This window comes from Micromonospora sp. NPDC018662 (assembly GCF_044391475.1).
In the GTDB taxonomy this organism is placed as follows: Bacteria; Actinomycetota; Actinomycetes; order Mycobacteriales; family Micromonosporaceae; genus Micromonospora.
Genome location: NZ_JBISAC010000006.1, coordinates 33,600 through 52,464 on the forward strand (window position 1 = coordinate 33,600; position 18,865 = coordinate 52,464).

The window sequence follows — 18,865 nt, forward strand, 5'->3', positions numbered from 1 at the left end:
ACGACGGGTCGGCACCCCGTTGCGGGCGCACGCCGGATGTCGCAGACTTGCTGGGTCATCAGCGGCCCACGTTCGCACGACGAGGTGAAGGTGGACGGTGTCATCCGGCATCCGGACGCACTACCCGCCAGCTTCCTCGGCCGCCTTCCGCCGGCGATCCGACAGGAGATGCTCGGCCAGGGCCGTCCGCGTCGGTACGGGCCGGGCGACCGACTCCTGCGCGAAGGTGGCACCGACACTCACGTGATCCTCCTGACCAGAGGCTTCGCGAAGGTGACCACCAGCGTGGAGGGCATCGAGGCACTGGTGGCCATCCGATGCGCCGGCGACCTCGTGGGCGAGGCGGCCGCCCTCGCCGACCGCCCCCGCATGGCCAGCGTCACCGCCTGCGGCACGGTCACCGGACAGTCGCTGACCGCCGAGGTCTTCCGCCGCCTCCTCGCCCGTTATCCCGAGGCGGCCCGACTGGTCACGGCCACGGTCGCCGAACGACTGCACTGGGCCAACGCGAGACGGGTCGACTTCGTGGCCTTTCCCGCCGACGTACGCCTGGCGCGGGTCCTGGTCGAGATCGCCGGGCGGCACGGGCACCGGGGCCCCGACGGAGGTGTCACCATCGGCCTCCCGCTGAACCAACGGGAGTTGGCCGGCATGATCGGCGCCTCCGAGGACACGGTCCAGAAGGCCCTGCGCTCACTGCGCGAGAAACGCCTGGTCCGCTCCGCCTACCGTCAGCTCACCGTGCTGGACCCGGCCGCCCTACGGCGGATGTCCGGCCATCCCGCCGATCCGTCCGAATAGCCGCGCGGCTACCGCACCGGGCGGTCGGGGTCCGAACAGGCACAGTCTTCGGCATCCATTCGGTCACCGGAACAACCCCTTCGGTCGACGCGCCGATCGAGCCGGCACCGCAAATATTCAGAAACGACTTTGGGAATGGTCACAGTCCCGTCCTCGGGATTGGATTTCGAACTTCGCCATCCCTTCTCTGACCCCACCGGAGAATCATGTCCGACTTGAGCGGCGTCCAGCGTCAACTCGGGAACCTCACCAATGCCGTCAGCCAGCTCAACCGACACGTCCATAGTGTCGGTGTCCAGGTCGACGTCATCGGGCAGGAACAGCAGGCCACCCGCAGTGACCTGAACGACCTGCGCCTCGCCCTCACCCGCCTCGCCGAGCAGGCGGAGCGCGCCGCGACCCTCCAGCGCGCGGAGACCGCGATCGGCAACTTGAAGAACGACATCGAGCACCAGTTCGGCCACCACAAGGTGGTCCGGCGGACCACGGTCGGCATGCTTCACTCCTTCGATCTCGGGCTGGTCAGCGAGGAGACCGTCCAGGCCGTCGGTGAGCAACTGATGATCCAGACGCCCCGCTACTGGCTGGCCCCGGTGCTCGTCGCGTTGGCGGCCTGGGCGGGCGACGACCCCGAGCTGTGCGTGCGGGCGGTGGACGAGGCGTACCGCCGCTCACCGGAGCGCACCTCGCTGCTGATGATGCTGGTGCTGCGACGGCAGGGCCGACGCGCCAGCGCGGTGCGGTGGCTCCGGCACTACCTCGACGCGCAGGATCCCACGGCGCTCAACCGCGAGTTCGCCGTCATCCTGGAGGCGATCGCGCAGGGCGCCTTCGGTCCGGCCGCGCTGGACCTCGTCCAGGACCGGCTCACCGCCTGGCGTCGGCTCCTGCTCGACGACGAGGTGAGCACGCGCATCCAGCTCGACCGGTGGCGACGCGAGGTGGAGACGCACGTGCGACCCGACGGAATCGAGAAGGAGTTCCCGCGACTGGCCGCGACGTCCCCGCAGTGGCTACCACTACGGGACGCCCTGGCCCGCGCCGAGGCGCACGGGTCGCTCATCGAGCGGTACACCGCGTTGCTGACCGCGGAAGCCCCATCCGGCGGCCGCATCGAGGACGCCATCGACGACATCCTCGATCGGCTGGTCGACGACTACGACCCGGATGAGCTCCCGCTACGCCGCAAACTCGCGGCCAAGGAGGCGATCGTCGCCGCCGGCGGAGACCCGGCGGCGGCGACCCGAGCGCCGCAGTTCCAGGGCGCCGGTCTCGACGACACCCGCGACTACCTGACGATCCAGACCGAGTCCGCGCTCGACCCGGAGAGCATCGGGGTGTCCGCGCACACCCAGCGGCTGGCGGTGGCGTCCTGCCACGACTGGCTGAACCAGTCCCACGCGGCGTTCACCCGGGACTACCGCCTGACGGTGCCCGCCACCGTCGAGGTGACGCTGGACCTGAGCGGCGGGGACTGCCCACCGGGCTTCCGGCCACCGCGCTGGACCGGCGCCTTCAACCGTCCGATGGACGCCCTGGAACGGTCTCTCGGCGCGCACTGGGACCGCAACGCCGAGCCGTTCATCGCGGGCCTCACCTTCAACCTGGGTAGGCGGATCGTCGCACCGGTCGTGGTCCTCGTCCTCGCTCTGCTGATCCTGAGTGGCGTCGCGAACGTGGGGCTGGCGCTGCTCATCACCGCGGCCGGCGCTCTGGTGTGGGGCCTGGTGCTCAAGTCACAGGCGGACGACGCGGTGAAAGCTCAGGAGCGGGCCGGCAAGCAGATCGCCGCCTCGAAAAAGAGGTCGCTGGCCACGTTGCGGGCCACCGAGGCGGAACTCACCGACTGGATGAGCCGGTTCAAGGCCGCCGACGCCAGGGAGGCCGAGGCACAGGCGTTGATCGCCGACCTCGCCACCGCCGGCGCCCCGAGTGGCCGGCACGAACGCCGGGTCACCGACCGGATCGACGAGGAGGAGTGACATGGAGCCGTCCGAGCCGACGCAGCCCACGGAGGCCACCGACGTCCCGTGGGCGCGGCGACCGATCGCCCCGAGCCAGCGCAGCACCGATCGGGTCCGACGGATCGCCGAAGGGCTTCCCGACTGGGAGCCGATGCCTCCGGGGGAACTCGTGGTCCGCCGTCCGGACCGGCGGTGACATGTCCGTCGACGGCAGCGGCTACCAACGCTGGGCCACGTTCCTGGAGAGCTGGCAGTCCGGCGCGGCGCGCGATCCGCACGGCTTGCCGCACCTCGCGGAGGACGACTACCCGGCCGACGTGTGGGCCAGGATCGTACGCCGGGTGACGGAGGCGCTCGACGTGCGGCTCGCCTCGTGGGCCGACGGGCTGGAGCGCGACCTGGCGTCCGCGCGGGACGAGTTCGAGGTCGCGCGTGCCCTCGTGCAGTCCCGGCGCGGTCTGGCCGCCATCCACACCGTCGCGGGTCACCCCGGTCTGCCGGAACCGCTGCCGCGGCAACTGCGCGCGGCGGTCGACGCGCAGATCCACGCGGCGCAACGTGCTTTGGAGGACGGGGTGGAGGCGGCCCGCCGCGCGGGCGTCGACGACCGGCAGGTCCAGGCCCGGCTGCGCACCATCCGGGAGAACGCGCTGACGGTGACCGCGATCCCCGACCCGATCCATCGAGCGGGCCGGGTCGCGACGGCGCCGCGGCAACCCCGTCGAAGGTTGATCGTCGATCGACCCCGTGACCGATCCGAGGAGTAGCGTGTCCGACTACGAAGAGGCCCGCCGGGACCTCGACAGCTACATCGCCGCTCGCGTGCCGCTCATCGGCATCCGCAGCGCCGAGCAGACGCGCGCCGTCCGACTCGTCCGTGAGGTCGCGGGAAGCACCCGTCGCGCCAACCTGCCCTTCTGGATCTACACGCGAGCCACCGGGCTGCGGGACCTACGCACCAACAGTCCGGTCCAGGAGGACCGCTCCCTGGTCGCGGCCATGGAGTTCGCCGCCGGTCAGCTCACCCGACGGGCCCACGCCACGGTGATCTTCGTCGAGCCGGACGACCTGAGCGCCGACTCACCTGTCACCCGGCACATCGCGGAACTCGCCCGGCTCGCGGACGACCAGTCCGGCGGCGTGGTCCTGATCACCGACACCCCGCTGTGGAGCGGTCTGCAACGCCTCGGCATGAGCGTTGCGCTGGATCCGCCGAACGCGGCCGAGATGTACGACATCGTGGTCGACTTCCTCAAGGACCAGGAGGGGTCGGTGACCATCGACTGGACCGAGGCCGACGCACGCCGGGTGGCCGACTTCCTGGTCGGCGTACCCGCGGGCACCGCCGTCAACGTCCTGGCGACCATCGCCGCGTCCGGGCGGCTGCGCCGGGAGGACGTCGGCCGGCTGGCCGAGATCAAGGACAAGCACTTCTCCGACCTGGCCGGCCTGGAGCGCATCACCCTGGGCGCGTCGGACCACCAGATCGGCGGCTTGGCCACCCTGCGTCAATGGCTGCACCGGCGGCACCAGGTCATGCTCGCCGACCTCCGCTCCACCGAGCTGCGCCCCCCGCGCGGGGTCCTCCTCGTCGGTGTGCCCGGATGCGGTAAGTCCCTGTCCGCGAAGGCGGTGGCGGCGCAGTGGCGACTACCCCTCTACCGGCTCGACTTCGCCGCCATCCTCGGGATGTACGTGGGGCAGTCCGAGGCACGGTTGCGGGAGGCCCTGAGCATGGCCGACCGGACCGCGCCCTGCGTCCTCTGGATCGACGAGATCGAGAAGGGGCTCGCCGGCCAGCAGGACTCCACCGGCGTGGGCCGCCGGATGGTCGGCCAGTTCCTGTTCTGGCTTCAGGAATCCCGGTCGCGGGTCTTCGTGGTGGCCACCTGCAACGACATCCGCTCACTTCCACCGGAGCTGCTGCGCAAGGGCCGATTCGACGAGCTCTTCTTCGTCGACCTGCCCGACGACGCGGATCGCGCCGAGATCATCCGGCTCTACCACAAGCGGTACGTCGGCGTGGAACCGCCGCAGGAGCTGCTCGATCGGCTGACCGCCCTCTCCGAGGGCTTCGCCGGCTCCGACATCGAGGCCGCCCTGAAGGAGGCCGGCTTTCAGGTGCTGCTCCACGGCGCCGCCAGCCTGACCACCGAGTTCATCGTGGACACGTTCGTCGACACGATCCCCCTCAGCCGCACGCACCCCGAGGAGATCGCGGAGATCCGGGCCTGGGGCCGGGACCGTGCGATACCAGCGGGTGCGATAGGCACCGCCGGCTCCCCCTCCGCGGGCGGACGCCGGCGGGTGATCGTGCCCGGTGACGCGTGACCGGAAGGAGCGAGATGAGCAGTGATCGACAGCCCGGCGGCGCCACCTGGAACGTGAGGTCTCTCATCGGCGACCTCGCGGATGAGCTTCCCCCCACGCTAGCCGACCGGCCGGTGAGAACGCCTCCCAGCCGGCCACCGGCCGAGCGTCCGGTGGCGGTGGCGCCCACCGTCCCGACCGACGCGCCGACGCTCCTCGACGCCGCGGGCGATCCGGAACTGCCCGACCAGGACGCACGGCATGGCTGGGTCAGCCACGGCGAGGTGGTGCCACGCACGAACGGCAACTCCCTGTGGACAGTGACCGCACTGGTGGGCATCGGGGTACTGGTGATCGTTCTGATCCTCGCCGTCGTCGGACTCGCGACGGACCGCGACCAGTCCGACGACGAGGCCGGCTCGACGTCGTCGTCCGTCGTGCCCGAGACGCGCCACGACGAACCCGTCGGCGGCGACACCACGGAAGAGAGCCTGCCGGAGCCCACCACCACCCCCACGGAGGCCGTCGATCCGGAGGACGAGGCACTGTCGACCCTGCAGGTGCTCAGTCAGCAGGATCTGCCCACGGTCACCCTTGACGGCGGATACGCGGCCCAACTCGCGTCGAAGGCGGTGGGGATCCAGGACCCCCGTCAACTCGCCACGAACGGTTCACACACGTTCTACGCCCGTGACATCCTCGCTGAGCACAACGACCTGCGGGACCGGTTCGGCGGCGAGACCCGCGTGGTCCTCCTGTCGAGCACCGACTACGGGCGACAGCAGCGGTACGAGGGACAACCCCTGTGGGTCACCTTCGCGCTTCCGCCCGAATCGGAGAAGGACGCGGTCGCGGCCTGGTGCGCCCGAGAGTTCTCCGGCTACCGCGGGTCCGAGTTGGCGAACCGATGCGTGCCCCGCCGGCTGAACCCGCCGGGAGCGTCGAGCTAGCCGCCCGGCAGGGACATACACGCAGCGCGACTGGTTGCTACCGTGGCGGTCACCGGTGTCCCCTGGGGAGGGTGGCCATGTGGGCGAACGAGGCCGCGCTGGACGCGGCGGGGCGCCGACTCGACGAGTGGGAATCGAGCCTGGCCGACCGGGCCGCACGCGCGACGGCGCTGTCCACCCGGGCGCGGGCCCTGACCGGGTTCGCCCGCAGCGCCGACGGCCTGGTCGAGGTCACCGTCGACGCCGCCGGGCTGCTGGCAGACCTGCGGCTCGACGAACGCACCCGGCAGCACTCCGCCGCCCACACGGCCCGGCAGGTCGTGGCCACCACCCGGGCCGCGCGCGCCGACCTGCTGCGGCAGCTCACCGACGCGACCACGGAGACCCTCGGCGCGGACGACCCGGCCGGGCGCGCGATCGTCGACTCCCACCGCCGGCGGCTCGACCCCGACCAGGACCCGCCGGATGCCCGCCGGTGAGATCCTCCAGGTCGACCCGGACGACCTGACCGCCCACGCCGCCCACCTCGACCGCTGCGCCGACAGCATGGACACCGCCCGCCAGGCCGGGCAGCACGTCCGGCTCGGCGCCGACGCGTACGGTCAGCTCTGCGCGATCATGCCGGCGCTGCTCGACGGCCTCCAGCGCACGCTGGTCGACGGCGTCGGCGCGGCGGCCACCTCGGTCCGGGACACCGCCGGCAAGGTGCGCACCAGCGCCGAGCGCTACCGCGCCTCCGACGCCCACGCCGCGCGCATGCTCGACCAGGTGCGGAACCGGCGATGACCACCAACCCGCTGGTCGCCGGCGCGGCGGACGCCGGGCCCAGCGCCTGGGCGGGGATCTGGATCTGCGAGGACATCGACCTCATCGCTCAGGGCGTCCGCACCGGCAGCTGGATCGACGGCAGCCTCGGCGTGGTCAGCGCCGGCCTGGACGCGCTCGCGCTCGTCTCCGACCCGGTCGGCGCCCTCCTGCAATACGGCATCGCCTGGCTCATCGAGCACGTCAGGCCGCTCAGCGAGGCGCTGGACTGGCTCGCCGGCGACCCCACCGAGATCACCGCCCACGCCCGAACCTGGCGCAACGTCGCCGCGTCGCTGCGCGAGGACGCCGCCGAACTGACCCACGCCGTCCGCACCGAGGTCGCCGGCTGGACCGGCGCCGCCGGCAGCGGCTACCGGAGTTGGGCGAGTGAGCAGCAGCAGGCCATCACCGGGCTGGCGCAGGGCGCCGAGGCGATGGCGGCGATCACCGAGGGCGCCGCCGGCCTGGTCGCGGCCGTCCGACTGCTGGTCCGCGACGCCGTCGCCGCCTGTGTGTCCCGGCTGATCGGGTACGCGACAGAGCTGGTCGCCACCGCCGGGCTCGCGACGCCGCTGGTCGTCGAGCAGGTCACCACGACGGTGGCGTCGTGGGGAGCGCGGATCGCGCGGTTGTTGCGGGGGTTGTTGGCGAGCCTGCGGCGGCTGATGCCGGAGGCGCGGCGGCTCGGCGACCTGATCGAGAAGCTCCGGCAGGCGCTGAACCGACTCACCAGTTCCTCGCCCCGGTCTCCGCACAGCCCGGTCGACGGGGTCCACGGCGGGCACACCAGCCGCCCGCGCAACCTGTCGGACTACGACCGCCAGGAGGGCTGGGCCAGGGACGCCTACGCGGCGATCCGGCAGCAGGACGATGCCGGAGTCATCGCCCGCAACCTCGCCGATGCACCTCGCCTCGACGGGTCCCGCGGGTTCTCGTCGGCGGAGATCGAGCAGATTCGACGGCACATCTTCTTCGAGGAGCATCCGATGGACGACTACGCCGGTGGGATCATCCGCCAACGGTACGATCCGAGCGCACCGATGGCCGAGGCGTGGTTGCGCCTGCGTCGAGGTGCTCCCCTACCGGAGGACGTCCGGCTCCTGGAGCACGAATTGGCCGAGTCGCGGTACTACTCGGCCAACCCGCACGCGGACTACCGGGAAGCTCATCTCGCCGCGAATCGCGTATCGAACTGGGAGAACTCGATTCCCGGCCCGACGTACGAGGACTACGCAGGATTTGGAGAATAGCGACATGGGCATGATGGTGGTCGCCCGTCGGGTCGAGGCTCCGGCGGAAGAGGTGCGCTACGAGTTCGGGTTCGAAGACAGGTTCGATCGCCTCCTCGTCATCGATCCGCAGACCCTTGAGGCCCGGGTCGAGGACGGCGACTTCAATGCCGCTGCCAGCGCCATCACCGCCAAGATCGTAAACTCCTGGCGCACCGCCGGCGACTTCCCACAGCGGATGATCTTCGCGAGTTGACTGATCGGGCCGTCTCGCGCACGGTCACGACGCTGCGGTCAGACGCTCCATCCGCTCACGCCACCGGGCGATGGTCCGCTTGTACGGCTCCGGCATGCGCAGGCCGGGCACCTCGTCGTAGGTGAACACGCCCAGTTCCTTGTGCTCGGCGGAGCAGACGAGACTCTCGTCGCCCGTGTAGACGGCACCGAAGCTGACGATGAACACGTGGCGCTGAGGCGTGATCTCGTAGACCCACGCGTCGACGATGTCGACGTCACTGACGGACAGGCCGAGTTCTTCGGCGACCTCACGGCACACCCCGTCCTCGGGTGTCTCGCCGACCTCCAGCTTGCCGCCGGGCAACTCCCACTCGTCGCGCTCGTTCTTCAACAGCGGCACCCGCCCGTGGTGGTCCACCACCAGCTTCACCGAGATCGGCAGTTGATATTCGACGTAGCCGGGGTTCCGCTCGACGAGATACGGCGGTCGATCGGTCATGCGGCAGCCTTCCCAGGGTCAGTCTCGGGTGATCAGAATCGCGGCGACGTCGTCGGCGCGCTTGAACCGGCCGCTCACCGTGCCGGCGTCGGCCTCCACGTCGCGGATCAGCTTCTCCAGGTACGGCAACCCGCGCTCGCACGCGTCGGCGACGACCTCCGGCCATCCCGGATAGAGCCGATAGTCGGTGACCAGCCGGGCGAAGCCGTCGGTGCACAGGAGGACGTGGTCGGTGTCCGCCCAGGCGCCTACCATGCCGTGCGGACGCAACACCCGCCGCGGATGCCCCGAGAAGACCGATTCGATGTCACCGGACGTCATGGTGTGCAGCCGCCGCTCGTGCATCGCCGCCGCGACCCGCTGGGCGTCCGCGTCGCCGAATCCCACCGCCGCCGCCTCCCGCCGGTCGAAGTAGCCGGTGGCCAGTACGAATGGCTCCCGCCCGCTGATCGCTGCCGTGGCGTCACCGATCCGACTGATCGCGAAGTGGGCACCCTGGTCGACGCAGAGCGCGACCGAGCACGCCGGCGGCACGCGATCGTCCGGAAACCCGAGCCTGGCCTGGCGCTGGGCCACGTCGGCGGCGACGCTGTCCAGCAGCTCTGCGGGGTCGTCGCGGTAGGCATCCATCCCGGCCTCCGCCAGCCGCTCCCCGACGGTGTCGACGAGCCACTGCACGTCACTACCGGCGGGAAGCGCAGCGTCGTCGTACAGGTCGGTGGCCCCGTCGATGACCCAGCCGAGCGTGCCACGGTGACCGACGCGGTCCTCATTCGCCCGCACGCCGCCCGCGGTAGTGATCATTTCTCGTACCTGCATGGACTGTCCGTTCTCATGACATCCAGGAGCTGGGCACGAACATCCCTGCCCCGACCAGCGCGCCGCCGAGAAGGATCGCTGCCGCGACCCGGCGGATACTGCTGTTGTTGACAAGAGAGAAGGTACCGAACACGATGCCGATCGCACCCGAGGCCACCAGCATCAAACGGATGGCGTCGGTTCCCTTGCTCTGACTCGCGATGTTGCTCGCGGTGGCGATGAACGCGACGACCGCCGCCAGCAGACCGAGGAGTTGCAGTTGCTGCGCCTTGAACTCGGCGAGCTCGGTGCGAAACCGTCCGTGGGCACGGGCCCAACGGCTCCGCTCCTGCATGAGATCGACGCGTACGCGGGTGGCCTGATACTGCGTGAGCCGGCGAAGATAGTCGCGGGACGTGCGGTGTTCCAGTTCGACTGCCTGACCGACGGCGGCACGCGCCGCCTCGAACTCACCGCGCAGCGCCAGCACACGTCCCTTCGTTTCGTAGTAGTGGGCGACCCGACCCTGAGTCAGGGTGATCGCCCGATCGACCTGTCGCTCGATCTGGTCGAGGTCGTTGGCGGGTGCGGCCTCCTCCAGCCGTTCGAGGTATTCCACCCAGAACGCGGCAAGCTGGTGAACGACCGCCGGCACGTCCGGCAGGGCTTCGACCGCCTGCCGTGAATACTCGACGGAACTGCGCAGCGACGCCAGATCGCCTCGGGTCCGGGCCACGATGGCGCGGAAGGTCTGGAAGTAGGGCTCAGCCCCGAACTTCCCTTCGTAGTCGCGGACGATCCCGCCGTACTCGGCATGCCGCTCCTCCCGTCGCAGGCGCAGGAGCAGCGCGTACAGGGCCGCGAAACGGACTCGCGAGCGCAGGCTGCGGTCGTCGAGGATCGTCCGCAGCACCGGCTCCGGATCGGGATGAGCTTCCACGACCTCCCGGATGACCTGCGGAAACGCCGCGTCGGCGGGCGGAGGCACCGAGGTCAACGCGCTGATCAGGCGGGTACGGTCGGCAGCCGCCGCCTCTCCCGGCCTGGACCTAGGAATTCGCACTCGAGAACCCCCTGTTGAGCCAGGCGTACGGATGATCGGATCGGACCCGGGCGAGGAACCGCACCAGGCGGCGGTCGCCGGTGAAGGCCGTGCGCCCGTGCAGGAAGCGGTGGTTGTGGACGAGGTAGCCCTCGCCGGCGGCAAGCTCCAGCGTGACCGTCGCTTCGACGATCAGGCGACGCAGCCGCGCCACCATGTCGAAGCTTCCGTGTGGGCCGGCTACCTGATCGTCGCGGTACCGGACCCGGGTGAGGCCCGCTGCCGTCTCGACGACCGGACGCTCGGCCGAACCGTCGGCCGGCATCAGTCGCAGGGCCGTCACCGCGGGGTCGCCGACGTGACGGCGTAGCCGGGTCAGGACGCGGGCGCCGTCGACCAGGGTCGTTGCCCCGCCTGAGTCCACCGGCGAGACCATCAGCGCGGCGAGCACGCTCGGAGGCGTCACCTGCAGGCTGCGGTCGGTGTGCGGACGTAGGGCCGACCGGGTGAAACCGGCCTCGGATTCCGTACCCTCGGCGTGGTGGTGCGGGGTGATGATCGTCAGGCCGTCGGCCGCCTGGTGCGGGTGGTCGACCGGCTCCGTCCATCGGCGCAGAAGTTCATCGACCTCGCCGACACTCGCCTCGCGGATCAGCACGACGCCGTCGTGGCCGAGAGCGCTCGGTATCTGATCAGGGCCCAACTCCGCGAGGGATTCCGCTCTCAGCAGTCGCACGACGCTCCCCTGCCAGCCTCACGACATCGATAATCATACGCGCCCTGGGTCGCCGTCAGGCCGTGTCGGATTCCTGCCCCGGGTCTTCGTCATCCGCTCCTGGCGATCGACAGGTACGGGCTGGGCGCGCCGCTCCAGGACACGTACAGGGCCTCGCGGGCGCGGGTGGCGGCGACGAACAGCAGGCACCGCTCCCGGAGCAGGTCGTTGTCGTGCTGCACCCGGTCCACCTCCGCCGGGGTGACCTCCTTGACGAACGGGATCGCCTTCGCCGTCACCCCGGCCAACGCCACGCAGCGGAACTCCAGCCCCTTCATGGCGTGCATGGTGGCCAGCCGTACCCCGTCGACGTCCGCGCCCGGCTGGTCCCGCACCCAGGCGGTGGGGATGCCGGCGGCGGTCAGGGCGTCGTGGACGCCGCGCAGCGTGGTGGTGAACCGGGCGCAGACCGCGATCTCGCTGAGCCCGACGCCGTGCGCCATCCACTCCCGCACCCGCTCGACCAGCGCCGTTACCTCGGCCTGCGGGGACGCGTACCCCTGGGCCTGAGGTTTGCGGCCGTGCAGCAGTGACCGGTAGCCGGCGAGGCTGTCCTCGCCGTCACCGCCGAGTTCGTCGACCCGGGCCCCGACGAGCACCTGGGTGGCCCAGGTGAGGATCTCCTCGGTGCTGCGGTAGTTGACGCGCAGCCGGCTGCTGCGCCCGGCCACCGAGATGCCGAGCGAGCCCAGCGACACCCGAGAGTCGTAGATGCGTTGGTGCGGGTCGCCGGTGATGAAGAGGTCGTCGGGGCCGGGCGGCACAGCGGCGCGCAGCACCCGCCACTGCGCCGGGTGCAGGTCCTGCGCCTCGTCGACGACCACGTGGGCGAAGCCGTGGTCGGCGAGGTCCGCGTCGGCGAGCAGGTCCGCGGCGCGGGCGCAGATCTGCAGGTACGTGGCGGAGCCGGCCGCGGACAGTTCGGCGTGGAACATCTCGACGGCGTCCCACACCCGGTCGCGTTGCCGCGCGCCCAGCACGGAACCACGGCCGCGTCGGCTGGCCGCCCGGTAGTCCTCCCGGCTGCGCACGTCGTGGGCGAGGACGACGTGCCGGTGTTCCTGGGCGAGGAACTGCTCCGGCCACGGCAGTGTCAGCCGCCGGCACACCCGCCGCCAGACCTGCCGCTCGTCGACGTCGCCGACGGGCGTCGGCACCCGGCCGGCGAGGGCGCGCACGGTGCGGTTGGCGAACGCGTTGACGGTGGTCACCTCCACCCGGGCGAGTTGCTTCTCGTCGTCGAGCAGCAGCGCCAGGTGCTCGCGCAGCGTGGCGGCCAGGGCATTGGTGTACGTGGTGAGCAGCACCCGGCCGTCGGCCGAGCGGGACAGCAGGTGCTTGACCCGGTGCAGCGCCGCCACCGTCTTGCCGGTGCCCGGTCCGCCGCTGACCTGAGCGGGCCCCTTGTAGGACACCCGGTAGGCGACCCGTCGTTGCGAGGGGTGCAGGAACACCCGCCAGGCGGCGAACGGCTTGTCGAGGATCTCGGCCAGTTCGTCGGGGCGGGTGACGAGCATGATGCGACTGCGGGTGTTGGAGATCGCGACGGCCAGGCTCTCGCTCGGCTCGGGTGTGGCATCGGCGGGCCGCCGTTCGACGACCAGATCCCGGTAGACGTCGTCGGGCGTGAACCCTTCCGCGAGGTATTGCAGCACCTCGAACTGGTCCTCGGGCAGCAGGGTGCCGAACGCCTCCAGTTGCGGCTTGTCGATGATCGTGCGTACGGCCCGCAGCACCTGGTCGTCGATGCCGAGGTGCCGCAAGGCCGTGTCCGAATGTTTGGCGAAGAGCAGGGTTGGCGCCTGCGCCGCCGCCTTCTCCAGCGCCGGCGTGAGCTGCTCGATGGCCACGACGTTGCGCACCTCCAGCGCCCGCGTGGCCGTGTTGACGGTGTAGAGCAGCTTCGTCGCCCAGGTGTACGCGTCGTCGTGCGGCACGACCTTCAGCAGCAGGAACGTGTCGCTGCCGTCGTCGGGCGCGAGCACCACGCCGCGCCAGAAGTCGGTGACGCGGATGGTCCGCATCCGCGGGTCGCGGGCGTTGTGCACCGACTCCAGGTGCAGACCCTTGTCGGCGTACAGCTCGGCGATGGTGAGCTGCTGGAACTTCTCCATCGCCTTGCGTACGCCGGCCTTGATCGGTTTTTCCAGGACGTCGAAGCTGTGCCAGAAGCTGTTGGCGAAGGCGAGCTGCGGCACGGGCGGACCTCTCAGGGGCGGCGGACGGTCAGTCGACGAGTGGTTCGTCCGAGGCGGGCACCTGCGCCTGGTCGTAGAACCAGCGGAGGTGGTCGAGCAGCGCCTCGCGCGCGTCGGCGTCGGCGAGGACGGCCAGCGGGAAGCCCGGTCGCAGGGTGAGCTTGGCGGCGGCGATCTGGACACCCGGCAACTGGTTCAACCGCTGCCGCAGCTCCTCCCGCAGGGCCACCGCGTCGAACGGCGTACGAATGCTGAGGTGCTGGAAGACGACCTCGCACTTCCCGCTGGGATAGAGCGCCACCGGCCAGATGTTTCCGTACTCGTGTTCCTTCCCCCGGGCCAGGAGGAAGCAGGAGGTCTCACCGCCATTGCCGTAGCCCAGGAGCCCGCCCATGGTGGTCCACGCCTCGAGCACGACGGCGACGGCCGTGGCGACCGCCGGCCCCTGGGACGCGGTGAGCTGTTCGATGAACCGCGCGGCGTGGTCGACGGCGCCGGTGGCGCGGGCTCGCGGCTCGGGCAGGTCGGGCGGCGTCACGCCGGCGAGCTGCGCCAACTCCTCGACGGTGATGCGCTGGGCCTGGTCGGCGCGGCCGTGCTGGTCGAACGTCACGCCCTCGGCGCGCAGCACGTCACGCGGGTCGTCGGTGCGGCCGGGTTCGAGCCACTTGAAGTTGCCCGCGACGACCCCACCCGCCTGGAGCACCCGGTGGGCGTTCAGGGTCGGGTGGTTGGCCAGCCGGTTACCCACCGGCTGCGGGGCCGTGCCGATCAGGGCGGCCAGGTCGCCGTAGGTGGTCCACGTGCCGGCCGGCAGCTCGGCGAGGGCCTTCGCCAGCACGTCCCAGGGCACCTCGGACTGGTTGCCGCTCTCCTCGGTAGGGCCGGGCCAGATGGTGACGATCCGGTCGGCGAGGGCGTCGGCCCGCGCCAGGATCTCCGAGCGGCCCCACCGCTGCCGGTCGGCGATGTCCCGGCTCAACTGGACGCCGCTCTTCGCCAGGGCGGTCCGCTTGACAGGGAACGGCTTGTTGCTCAGCTCCGAGTTGTAGCCGGTGAGGGTCAGATTCCCCAGGGTGTGCACGAGCGCGTCGTGCGCCTCGTCGGGCGTCTCGTCGGTGTCGAGGTCGGCGGCGAGCATCTGCCGCCACTCGTCGCTGAGGCTCTGCGGCAGCACGTGCTCGATGGTCAGCTTGTCCAGCGCCACCGGCTCCTTGCTGCCGTGGGACTCCTCCAGCCAGCGCAGCACCAGGTTGCGCTGGCTGGCCCGGCCGTTGAGATAGAACGGGATGGTCCGCACCAGGGCACGCAGGCTCGCGTCGGTGGCCCAGTACTTACGGCCCGTCGACAGGTATCTGCGCACCGCCTCGTGGACCGGCAGGTCCCGGTCCATCTCGGTGACCACGGCGAGCAGGATGCGGTTGATGTTCATCGTGCTCCGGCCGATCAGCAGCCGCCGGACGAAGAAGCTCTCCAGGCAGAGCATCGCGGCGACGATCTGCTCGGAGGTCGCCGTGCCCCGGTCCCGCCGGTCGAGCAGGTGCAGCAGCACCGGATAGACGGTGGTGGTGCCCCACGCGCTGAGCCGCTCCAGCCGCTGCCGTACGGCCGGGTCGTGCTCTTCGGCGGGGTGCAGGATCACCCGCAGGAGCGCGCCGAGCCGGCTGAACCGCTGCACCTCGGCTTCGACGTCCGCTTCCGTCCGCAGCTTCTCGAGGCGGGCCTGTTGGCTCGCATACGTGTCGGTCTGCTTGACCTTCGGGTCGCGGTGGACCAGGTCGAGCCAGAAGAGCAGGACCAGCTCCGTCGGGGTGAACCGCTGCTGCAGCGGCAGCCAGAGCGACTCGTAGACGACCGGTCCCCGGTTGGGCAACCGCATGAAGATGTAGTTGCGCAGCAGGTCGGCCTGAGTGAGCGTCAGCCCGGTGTTGTTCAGCGACTCGAAGATCCGGTAGACGTTGTCGCCCGGCTTGGCGGTGATCGCCACCAGCGCCAGCCCGGTGATCACCGCACTCTCGATCTGCTGGACGGTGATCGGCTCCTCGGAGGTGCCGAGGGCGTCCAGCGCCTTGGCGAAGAACTGGTACGCCCGGCCCACCGCGTGGTTCCCGCCGGTCTGCGGCGTCGACTTCACGCAGGCCACGTACGCGTCCCGGTCGGCCTGGGTGGGGACCAGCTTCAACCAGCGCTGTTCCTCGAACGGGTTGGTCAGGTATTGCTGGTCGAGCCGGAGCCGGTGTTTCTGGTCTTCGTGTTCGGCCAGGTGATCGCGGATGGCGCAGAGCAGGATGGTCAGCGTGGTGAGCCGCTGCTGGCCGTCCACCACGAGGTATTCGGCGACGCCGACGGCACCCATGGCCGGGCTGGGCGCGAGCACCAGCGAGCCGATGAAGTGGGTGGCGGTCGGGTGGTCGACCCGGTCCCTGGCGAGCTGGCAGACGTCGTCCCAGATCCGCTTGAACTGAAGCTCGGTCCACGAATAGGTCCGCTGGTAGAGCGGCACAAGGTATTGCCTCGTGCCTTCCAGCAGCCCCTGCACCGTGGTTTCGTGCGCCGTGACCATTCCACCCCGTCCTTTTTGGACCCGCCTTGAGCCGGCAAGACAACCAGATCAATGCGGCCGGGGGCAACACGCATGGAAGGTTGCCGCGTCGGATAGTTGACAGCCATCCGGGCGGTACCCCGTCTGCCGCTCAATGAGCCGCAGCATGGGAAGGTCTCAGGGCAGTACGACGAGCCCGGGAAAGCCGTCGAAGTGCCGTCGGTTCAATGTCAGCAACGGAGCCTCGTAGCGGATTGCCGTGGCACAAATCCCAAGATCGTTGGTCTGCGCCGTCTGCCCCAGCGCGTGGCCGGCGGACTGCGCCTACGCCTTGAGCCGTCCCCACAACCTGGCCAACTCCTGGTCGTAGGGGGCCACCACGTAGCGCCTGACGGCCTCCTCAAGCGCCAAGACACGACGGTCACCCCATCCCGCCTTCGCCGCGCCGTAGTGCAGCTCGGCGACGGTCGCAAAGCTGAGGATGGGCATCGAGCCAATCAACTGCTGTGCGAGGTGATCATCGGCGCCCTGCCAGATGACCGAGAAGGCATCAGTGTCGACGAGGACCTGCTTCACTGGCCTTCACCCTCACCTCTGGCCGAACGCAGCGCCGCCAGAAAGTCGTCCATGTCGTCGATCGGTGCCCCTCGTAGCTCTTCGACCGAACGGACTGGCGTCACACCTTGCTCCCTGGCGAGGTCGTCGAGGCTCTTCGGCTCGGAAGAGTCGAGCCTGCGCAGGCTCGACAGGTGCAGAATGTGGATTGTCGTGCCGTTGGGTTCGAGCTCGGCGACGCCTTCCGCCATCACCACCTGGTCCATCGCGTCCAGCACGGCGTCCCGCAGGTCAGAGTCGAAGTCACAGAGGATACTTCCGGCATAGGTGTCGATCCGGCAGCGCAGGGTCGCAGGCGAGAAATCTCCCATGTGCAGCCGGCCGACGATTGTTGATTCCTGAGCGACCTTTTCGAAGGACGTCCGTCGGACGGCCCGGTGGAGCGCTTCGTCGATCACGAACCGGGTGCGCCCGCCCTGCCACAACTCCACCCGCATGACGCTTCTGGCGCTGATCCCACCAGTCAGGCTTCTGAGCTGGTTGAGCACCTGCGGGCCGAAGTGAGGCGGCAGGACATCTGGTCGCTCGCGGAGGCGGTTCGTGCCCTCCTCCAGCGCCGTCAGCGCCTGCTCCAACACCCCCTCGTCGAGTGAGAGCTGTCCGGTTCGCGCGATGTCCAGCAGCGCCGAACCCGCTCGGAATCCGACGAAGTCGAGGCGTACCGCGTCCACGATCTCGCGAGGCCGGCGACCGGGACCGGTGGCTTTGCCGGCGATGCTCAGTGCCAGAAGTTCTAGGGCCGCCTGCAACCCGCTTGCCAGCCGGGACAGCTCGGCGAGTGGCAAGCGACCGCCCTCCGTGGCCGGCCCGACCGCCCGCAGTGTCAGGTCGACAGCAGACGAATCATCACCCGCCATCGTCATCTCCTCCACCGCCGCGCGCTGCCAGCCCAGACAATGTACGCGCCTCTCGGCACCACACCGGGCGACACTCCGGTCACCGAACGCTCAACCGTGGTGCACCTCCTCCAAGATCTTGATGATCAGCCGCTGGGACTCCGCCTCACCTAGCGCCAGCGCGTCGAGGCCCGCCCACACCGTCTCGTGCGCGAACACTTCCGCCGGCCGGTCGAGATAGAGCGCCCCGGTCAACGACTCGCGACAGACCACCGGCGGGTCCGGTTCGATGCGACTGCCGAGCGGGAAGTCCAGCAGCACGAACGCCCCCGCGACGGCCCCGGCGGGCAGGCCGGCGGCGAGTGGCACCACCCGGATCGTGACGTGCGGCAGCCGGCTCGCCTCGACCAGGTGCCGGAGCTGCCCGGCCATCGTCACCGGCCCGCCGACCACACGCAGCAGCACCGCCTCGGAGAGCACCACGTCGAACCGGGGCGGTGGGGGCAGCCGCCGGCGCAGCAGTTCCCGCCGGCACAGCCGTACCTCGATCAGGTGGTCCCGCTCCTCGGTGGCGCGGTCCGGGTGGGGCTGGCACACCGCGGTCGCGTACCCCCGGGTTTGCAGCAGGGCGGGCACGAGCGTGTCGGCGTGCTCGCGGAGCCGGCTGGCGGCGGCATCCAGGCCGGCGTGCAGCGCGAACCAGTCGGGGACGGTGTCGCCGTAGGCGTGCCACCAACCCTTCGCCCGCGTCTCGGTGGCCAGGCCGGTGAGCGCGCCGGTCAGCGCGGGCGTCGCCGCGTACAGCTCGCACATCGCCCGCACGTCAACGCCGCGCACCGCGCCGATGCCGCTCTCGATCCGCCACACCTTCTGCCGGCTGCACTCCAACGCCGCCGCCGCGCCGTCGAGCGTCATCCGCGCCTCGGTGCGCAGCTCGCGCAACGCCCACCCGAGCGCCCGGCGCGGCACCGACGACCCCGCCAGCTCAGCCATCCGCACCCCTCCCCCGGCCGTAGCGGTCCGCGCGCTGGTTGCGCGCCACACACGCCGCCCGCCGCCCGGCCCACTGGTAGACCTCCGCGCCGTCGCACCGCGAGGTCATGACCACATCGGGTACGCGGACAGCCGCGCTCTGCTGTTGCCGGCGCCCCGGCACGTCGCCGTCGGGTACGGCCTGCTCAGCCGCGCCGACTGCGACCTCGCCCGGCCGCCAGAACCACTTCCACCACCTACCCATGCCGCTCCCCCTACGTGCCGGCCCG

Annotated in this window: 20 protein-coding genes; 10 read left to right on the plus strand and 10 right to left on the minus strand. The window is 70.5% G+C overall.

Translation table 11 applies throughout. The features are described 5' to 3' along the window. The first annotated feature begins 90 nt into the window (after positions 1-90). The 10 genes from ACH495_RS18985 to ACH495_RS19030 all read left to right on the plus strand — a co-directional run bounded on the left by ACH495_RS18985 (position 91) and on the right by ACH495_RS19030 (position 8,317). On the plus strand, positions 91-801 hold the full coding sequence (locus tag ACH495_RS18985; protein ID WP_396859042.1) for a Crp/Fnr family transcriptional regulator: 711 nt from the start codon (positions 91-93) through the stop codon (positions 799-801). Between the two features lie 206 nt (positions 802-1,007). After that, complete coding sequence (locus ACH495_RS18990; RefSeq protein WP_396859043.1) at positions 1,008-2,783, plus strand: hypothetical protein; 1,776 nt, start codon at positions 1,008-1,010, stop codon at positions 2,781-2,783. A gap of 1 nt (position 2,784) precedes the next feature. Next, positions 2,785-2,961 carry a hypothetical protein gene (locus tag ACH495_RS18995; RefSeq protein ID WP_396859044.1) on the plus strand — a complete coding sequence of 59 codons (177 nt, stop codon included), beginning with the start codon at positions 2,785-2,787 and terminating at the stop codon, positions 2,959-2,961. Position 2,962: 1 nt separating this feature from the next. Beyond that, positions 2,963-3,532, plus strand: a complete 570-nt coding sequence (locus ACH495_RS19000; RefSeq protein WP_396859045.1) for a hypothetical protein — start codon at positions 2,963-2,965, stop codon at positions 3,530-3,532. A gap of 1 nt (position 3,533) precedes the next feature. After that, a complete protein-coding gene (locus ACH495_RS19005) occupies positions 3,534-5,096 on the plus strand; it encodes an ATP-binding protein (protein WP_396859046.1) in 1,563 nt (520 codons plus the stop codon). Positions 5,097-5,110: 14 nt separating this feature from the next. After that, positions 5,111-6,025, plus strand: a complete 915-nt coding sequence (locus tag ACH495_RS19010; protein ID WP_396859047.1) for a hypothetical protein — start codon at positions 5,111-5,113, stop codon at positions 6,023-6,025. A gap of 77 nt (positions 6,026-6,102) precedes the next feature. Continuing rightward, entirely contained in the window at positions 6,103-6,504 is a 402-nt protein-coding gene (locus ACH495_RS19015) for a YbaB/EbfC family DNA-binding protein (protein ID WP_396859048.1), read from the plus strand. Next, on the plus strand, positions 6,491-6,811 hold the full coding sequence (locus ACH495_RS19020; RefSeq protein WP_396859049.1) for a type VII secretion target: 321 nt from the start codon (positions 6,491-6,493) through the stop codon (positions 6,809-6,811). Before ACH495_RS19015 ends, ACH495_RS19020 begins: the two co-directional genes overlap by 14 nt. After that, complete coding sequence (locus tag ACH495_RS19025) at positions 6,808-8,082, plus strand: WXG100 family type VII secretion target (protein ID WP_396859050.1); 1,275 nt, start codon at positions 6,808-6,810, stop codon at positions 8,080-8,082. The genes ACH495_RS19020 and ACH495_RS19025 overlap by 4 nt, the downstream gene beginning before the upstream one ends. A 4-nt stretch (positions 8,083-8,086) precedes the next feature. After that, entirely contained in the window at positions 8,087-8,317 is a 231-nt protein-coding gene (locus tag ACH495_RS19030; protein WP_396859051.1) for a hypothetical protein, read from the plus strand. A gap of 24 nt (positions 8,318-8,341) precedes the next feature. On the opposite strand, the gene ACH495_RS19035 is transcribed toward ACH495_RS19030, so the two are convergent. From ACH495_RS19035 to ACH495_RS19080, 10 genes are all read right to left on the minus strand, one after another. Then, entirely contained in the window at positions 8,342-8,797 is a 456-nt protein-coding gene (locus ACH495_RS19035) for an NUDIX domain-containing protein (protein ID WP_396859052.1), read from the minus strand. 18 nt (positions 8,798-8,815) lie between these two features. After that, positions 8,816-9,601 (minus strand): protein phosphatase 2C domain-containing protein, encoded by a 786-nt coding sequence (locus tag ACH495_RS19040; RefSeq protein WP_396859053.1) that lies wholly within the window; start codon positions 9,599-9,601, stop codon positions 8,816-8,818. Positions 9,602-9,629: 28 nt separating this feature from the next. Further along, the gene (locus ACH495_RS19045; RefSeq protein ID WP_396859054.1) at positions 9,630-10,592 is read right to left on the minus strand and encodes a hypothetical protein; all 963 of its coding nucleotides are present in this window, start codon (positions 10,590-10,592) and stop codon (positions 9,630-9,632) included. A gap of 52 nt (positions 10,593-10,644) precedes the next feature. Continuing rightward, entirely contained in the window at positions 10,645-11,373 is a 729-nt protein-coding gene (locus ACH495_RS19050) for a TauD/TfdA family dioxygenase (RefSeq protein WP_396859055.1), read from the minus strand. An 89-nt stretch (positions 11,374-11,462) separates the two neighbouring features. Then, complete coding sequence (locus ACH495_RS19055) at positions 11,463-13,610, minus strand: UvrD-helicase domain-containing protein (protein WP_396859056.1); 2,148 nt, start codon at positions 13,608-13,610, stop codon at positions 11,463-11,465. A 28-nt stretch (positions 13,611-13,638) separates the two neighbouring features. Then, positions 13,639-16,173 carry a DUF262 domain-containing protein gene (locus tag ACH495_RS19060; protein ID WP_396859057.1) on the minus strand — a complete coding sequence of 845 codons (2,535 nt, stop codon included), beginning with the start codon at positions 16,171-16,173 and terminating at the stop codon, positions 13,639-13,641. Positions 16,174-16,476: 303 nt separating this feature from the next. Next, positions 16,477-16,728, minus strand: coding sequence for a hypothetical protein (locus ACH495_RS19065; protein WP_396859058.1), 252 nt, complete (start codon positions 16,726-16,728; stop codon positions 16,477-16,479). After that, positions 16,725-17,639: a hypothetical protein gene (locus ACH495_RS19070; protein ID WP_396859059.1), complete on the minus strand. Its 915-nt coding sequence runs from the start codon at positions 17,637-17,639 to the stop codon at positions 16,725-16,727. Before ACH495_RS19070 ends, ACH495_RS19065 begins: the two co-directional genes overlap by 4 nt. 75 nt (positions 17,640-17,714) lie before the next feature. Continuing rightward, entirely contained in the window at positions 17,715-18,596 is an 882-nt protein-coding gene (locus tag ACH495_RS19075) for a helix-turn-helix domain-containing protein (protein WP_396859060.1), read from the minus strand. Then, positions 18,589-18,840 carry a hypothetical protein gene (locus tag ACH495_RS19080; protein ID WP_396859061.1) on the minus strand — a complete coding sequence of 84 codons (252 nt, stop codon included), beginning with the start codon at positions 18,838-18,840 and terminating at the stop codon, positions 18,589-18,591. The genes ACH495_RS19075 and ACH495_RS19080 overlap by 8 nt, the downstream gene beginning before the upstream one ends. Between the last annotated feature and the right edge of the window lie 25 nt (positions 18,841-18,865).

Excerpts from the sequence above, each read along its gene's own strand:
- ACH495_RS18995 (WP_396859044.1), top strand. The coding sequence starts at position 2,785 with ATGGAGCCGTCCGAGCCGACGCAGCCCACGGAGGCCACCGACGTCCCG.
- ACH495_RS19020 (WP_396859049.1), top strand. The coding sequence starts at position 6,491 with ATGCCCGCCGGTGAGATCCTCCAGGTCGACCCGGACGACCTGACCGCC.
- ACH495_RS19000 (WP_396859045.1), top strand. The coding sequence starts at position 2,963 with ATGTCCGTCGACGGCAGCGGCTACCAACGCTGGGCCACGTTCCTGGAG.
- ACH495_RS19015 (WP_396859048.1), top strand. The coding sequence starts at position 6,103 with ATGTGGGCGAACGAGGCCGCGCTGGACGCGGCGGGGCGCCGACTCGAC.
- ACH495_RS18990 (WP_396859043.1), top strand. The coding sequence starts at position 1,008 with ATGTCCGACTTGAGCGGCGTCCAGCGTCAACTCGGGAACCTCACCAAT.
- ACH495_RS19080 (WP_396859061.1), bottom strand. The coding sequence starts at position 18,840 with ATGGGTAGGTGGTGGAAGTGGTTCTGGCGGCCGGGCGAGGTCGCAGTC.
- ACH495_RS19025 (WP_396859050.1), top strand. The coding sequence starts at position 6,808 with ATGACCACCAACCCGCTGGTCGCCGGCGCGGCGGACGCCGGGCCCAGC.
- ACH495_RS19075 (WP_396859060.1), bottom strand. The coding sequence starts at position 18,596 with ATGGCTGAGCTGGCGGGGTCGTCGGTGCCGCGCCGGGCGCTCGGGTGG.
- ACH495_RS19035 (WP_396859052.1), bottom strand. The coding sequence starts at position 8,797 with ATGACCGATCGACCGCCGTATCTCGTCGAGCGGAACCCCGGCTACGTC.
- ACH495_RS19040 (WP_396859053.1), bottom strand. The coding sequence starts at position 9,601 with ATGATCACTACCGCGGGCGGCGTGCGGGCGAATGAGGACCGCGTCGGT.
- ACH495_RS19030 (WP_396859051.1), top strand. The coding sequence starts at position 8,087 with ATGGGCATGATGGTGGTCGCCCGTCGGGTCGAGGCTCCGGCGGAAGAG.
- ACH495_RS19010 (WP_396859047.1), top strand. The coding sequence starts at position 5,111 with ATGAGCAGTGATCGACAGCCCGGCGGCGCCACCTGGAACGTGAGGTCT.
- ACH495_RS19060 (WP_396859057.1), bottom strand. The coding sequence starts at position 16,173 with ATGGTCACGGCGCACGAAACCACGGTGCAGGGGCTGCTGGAAGGCACG.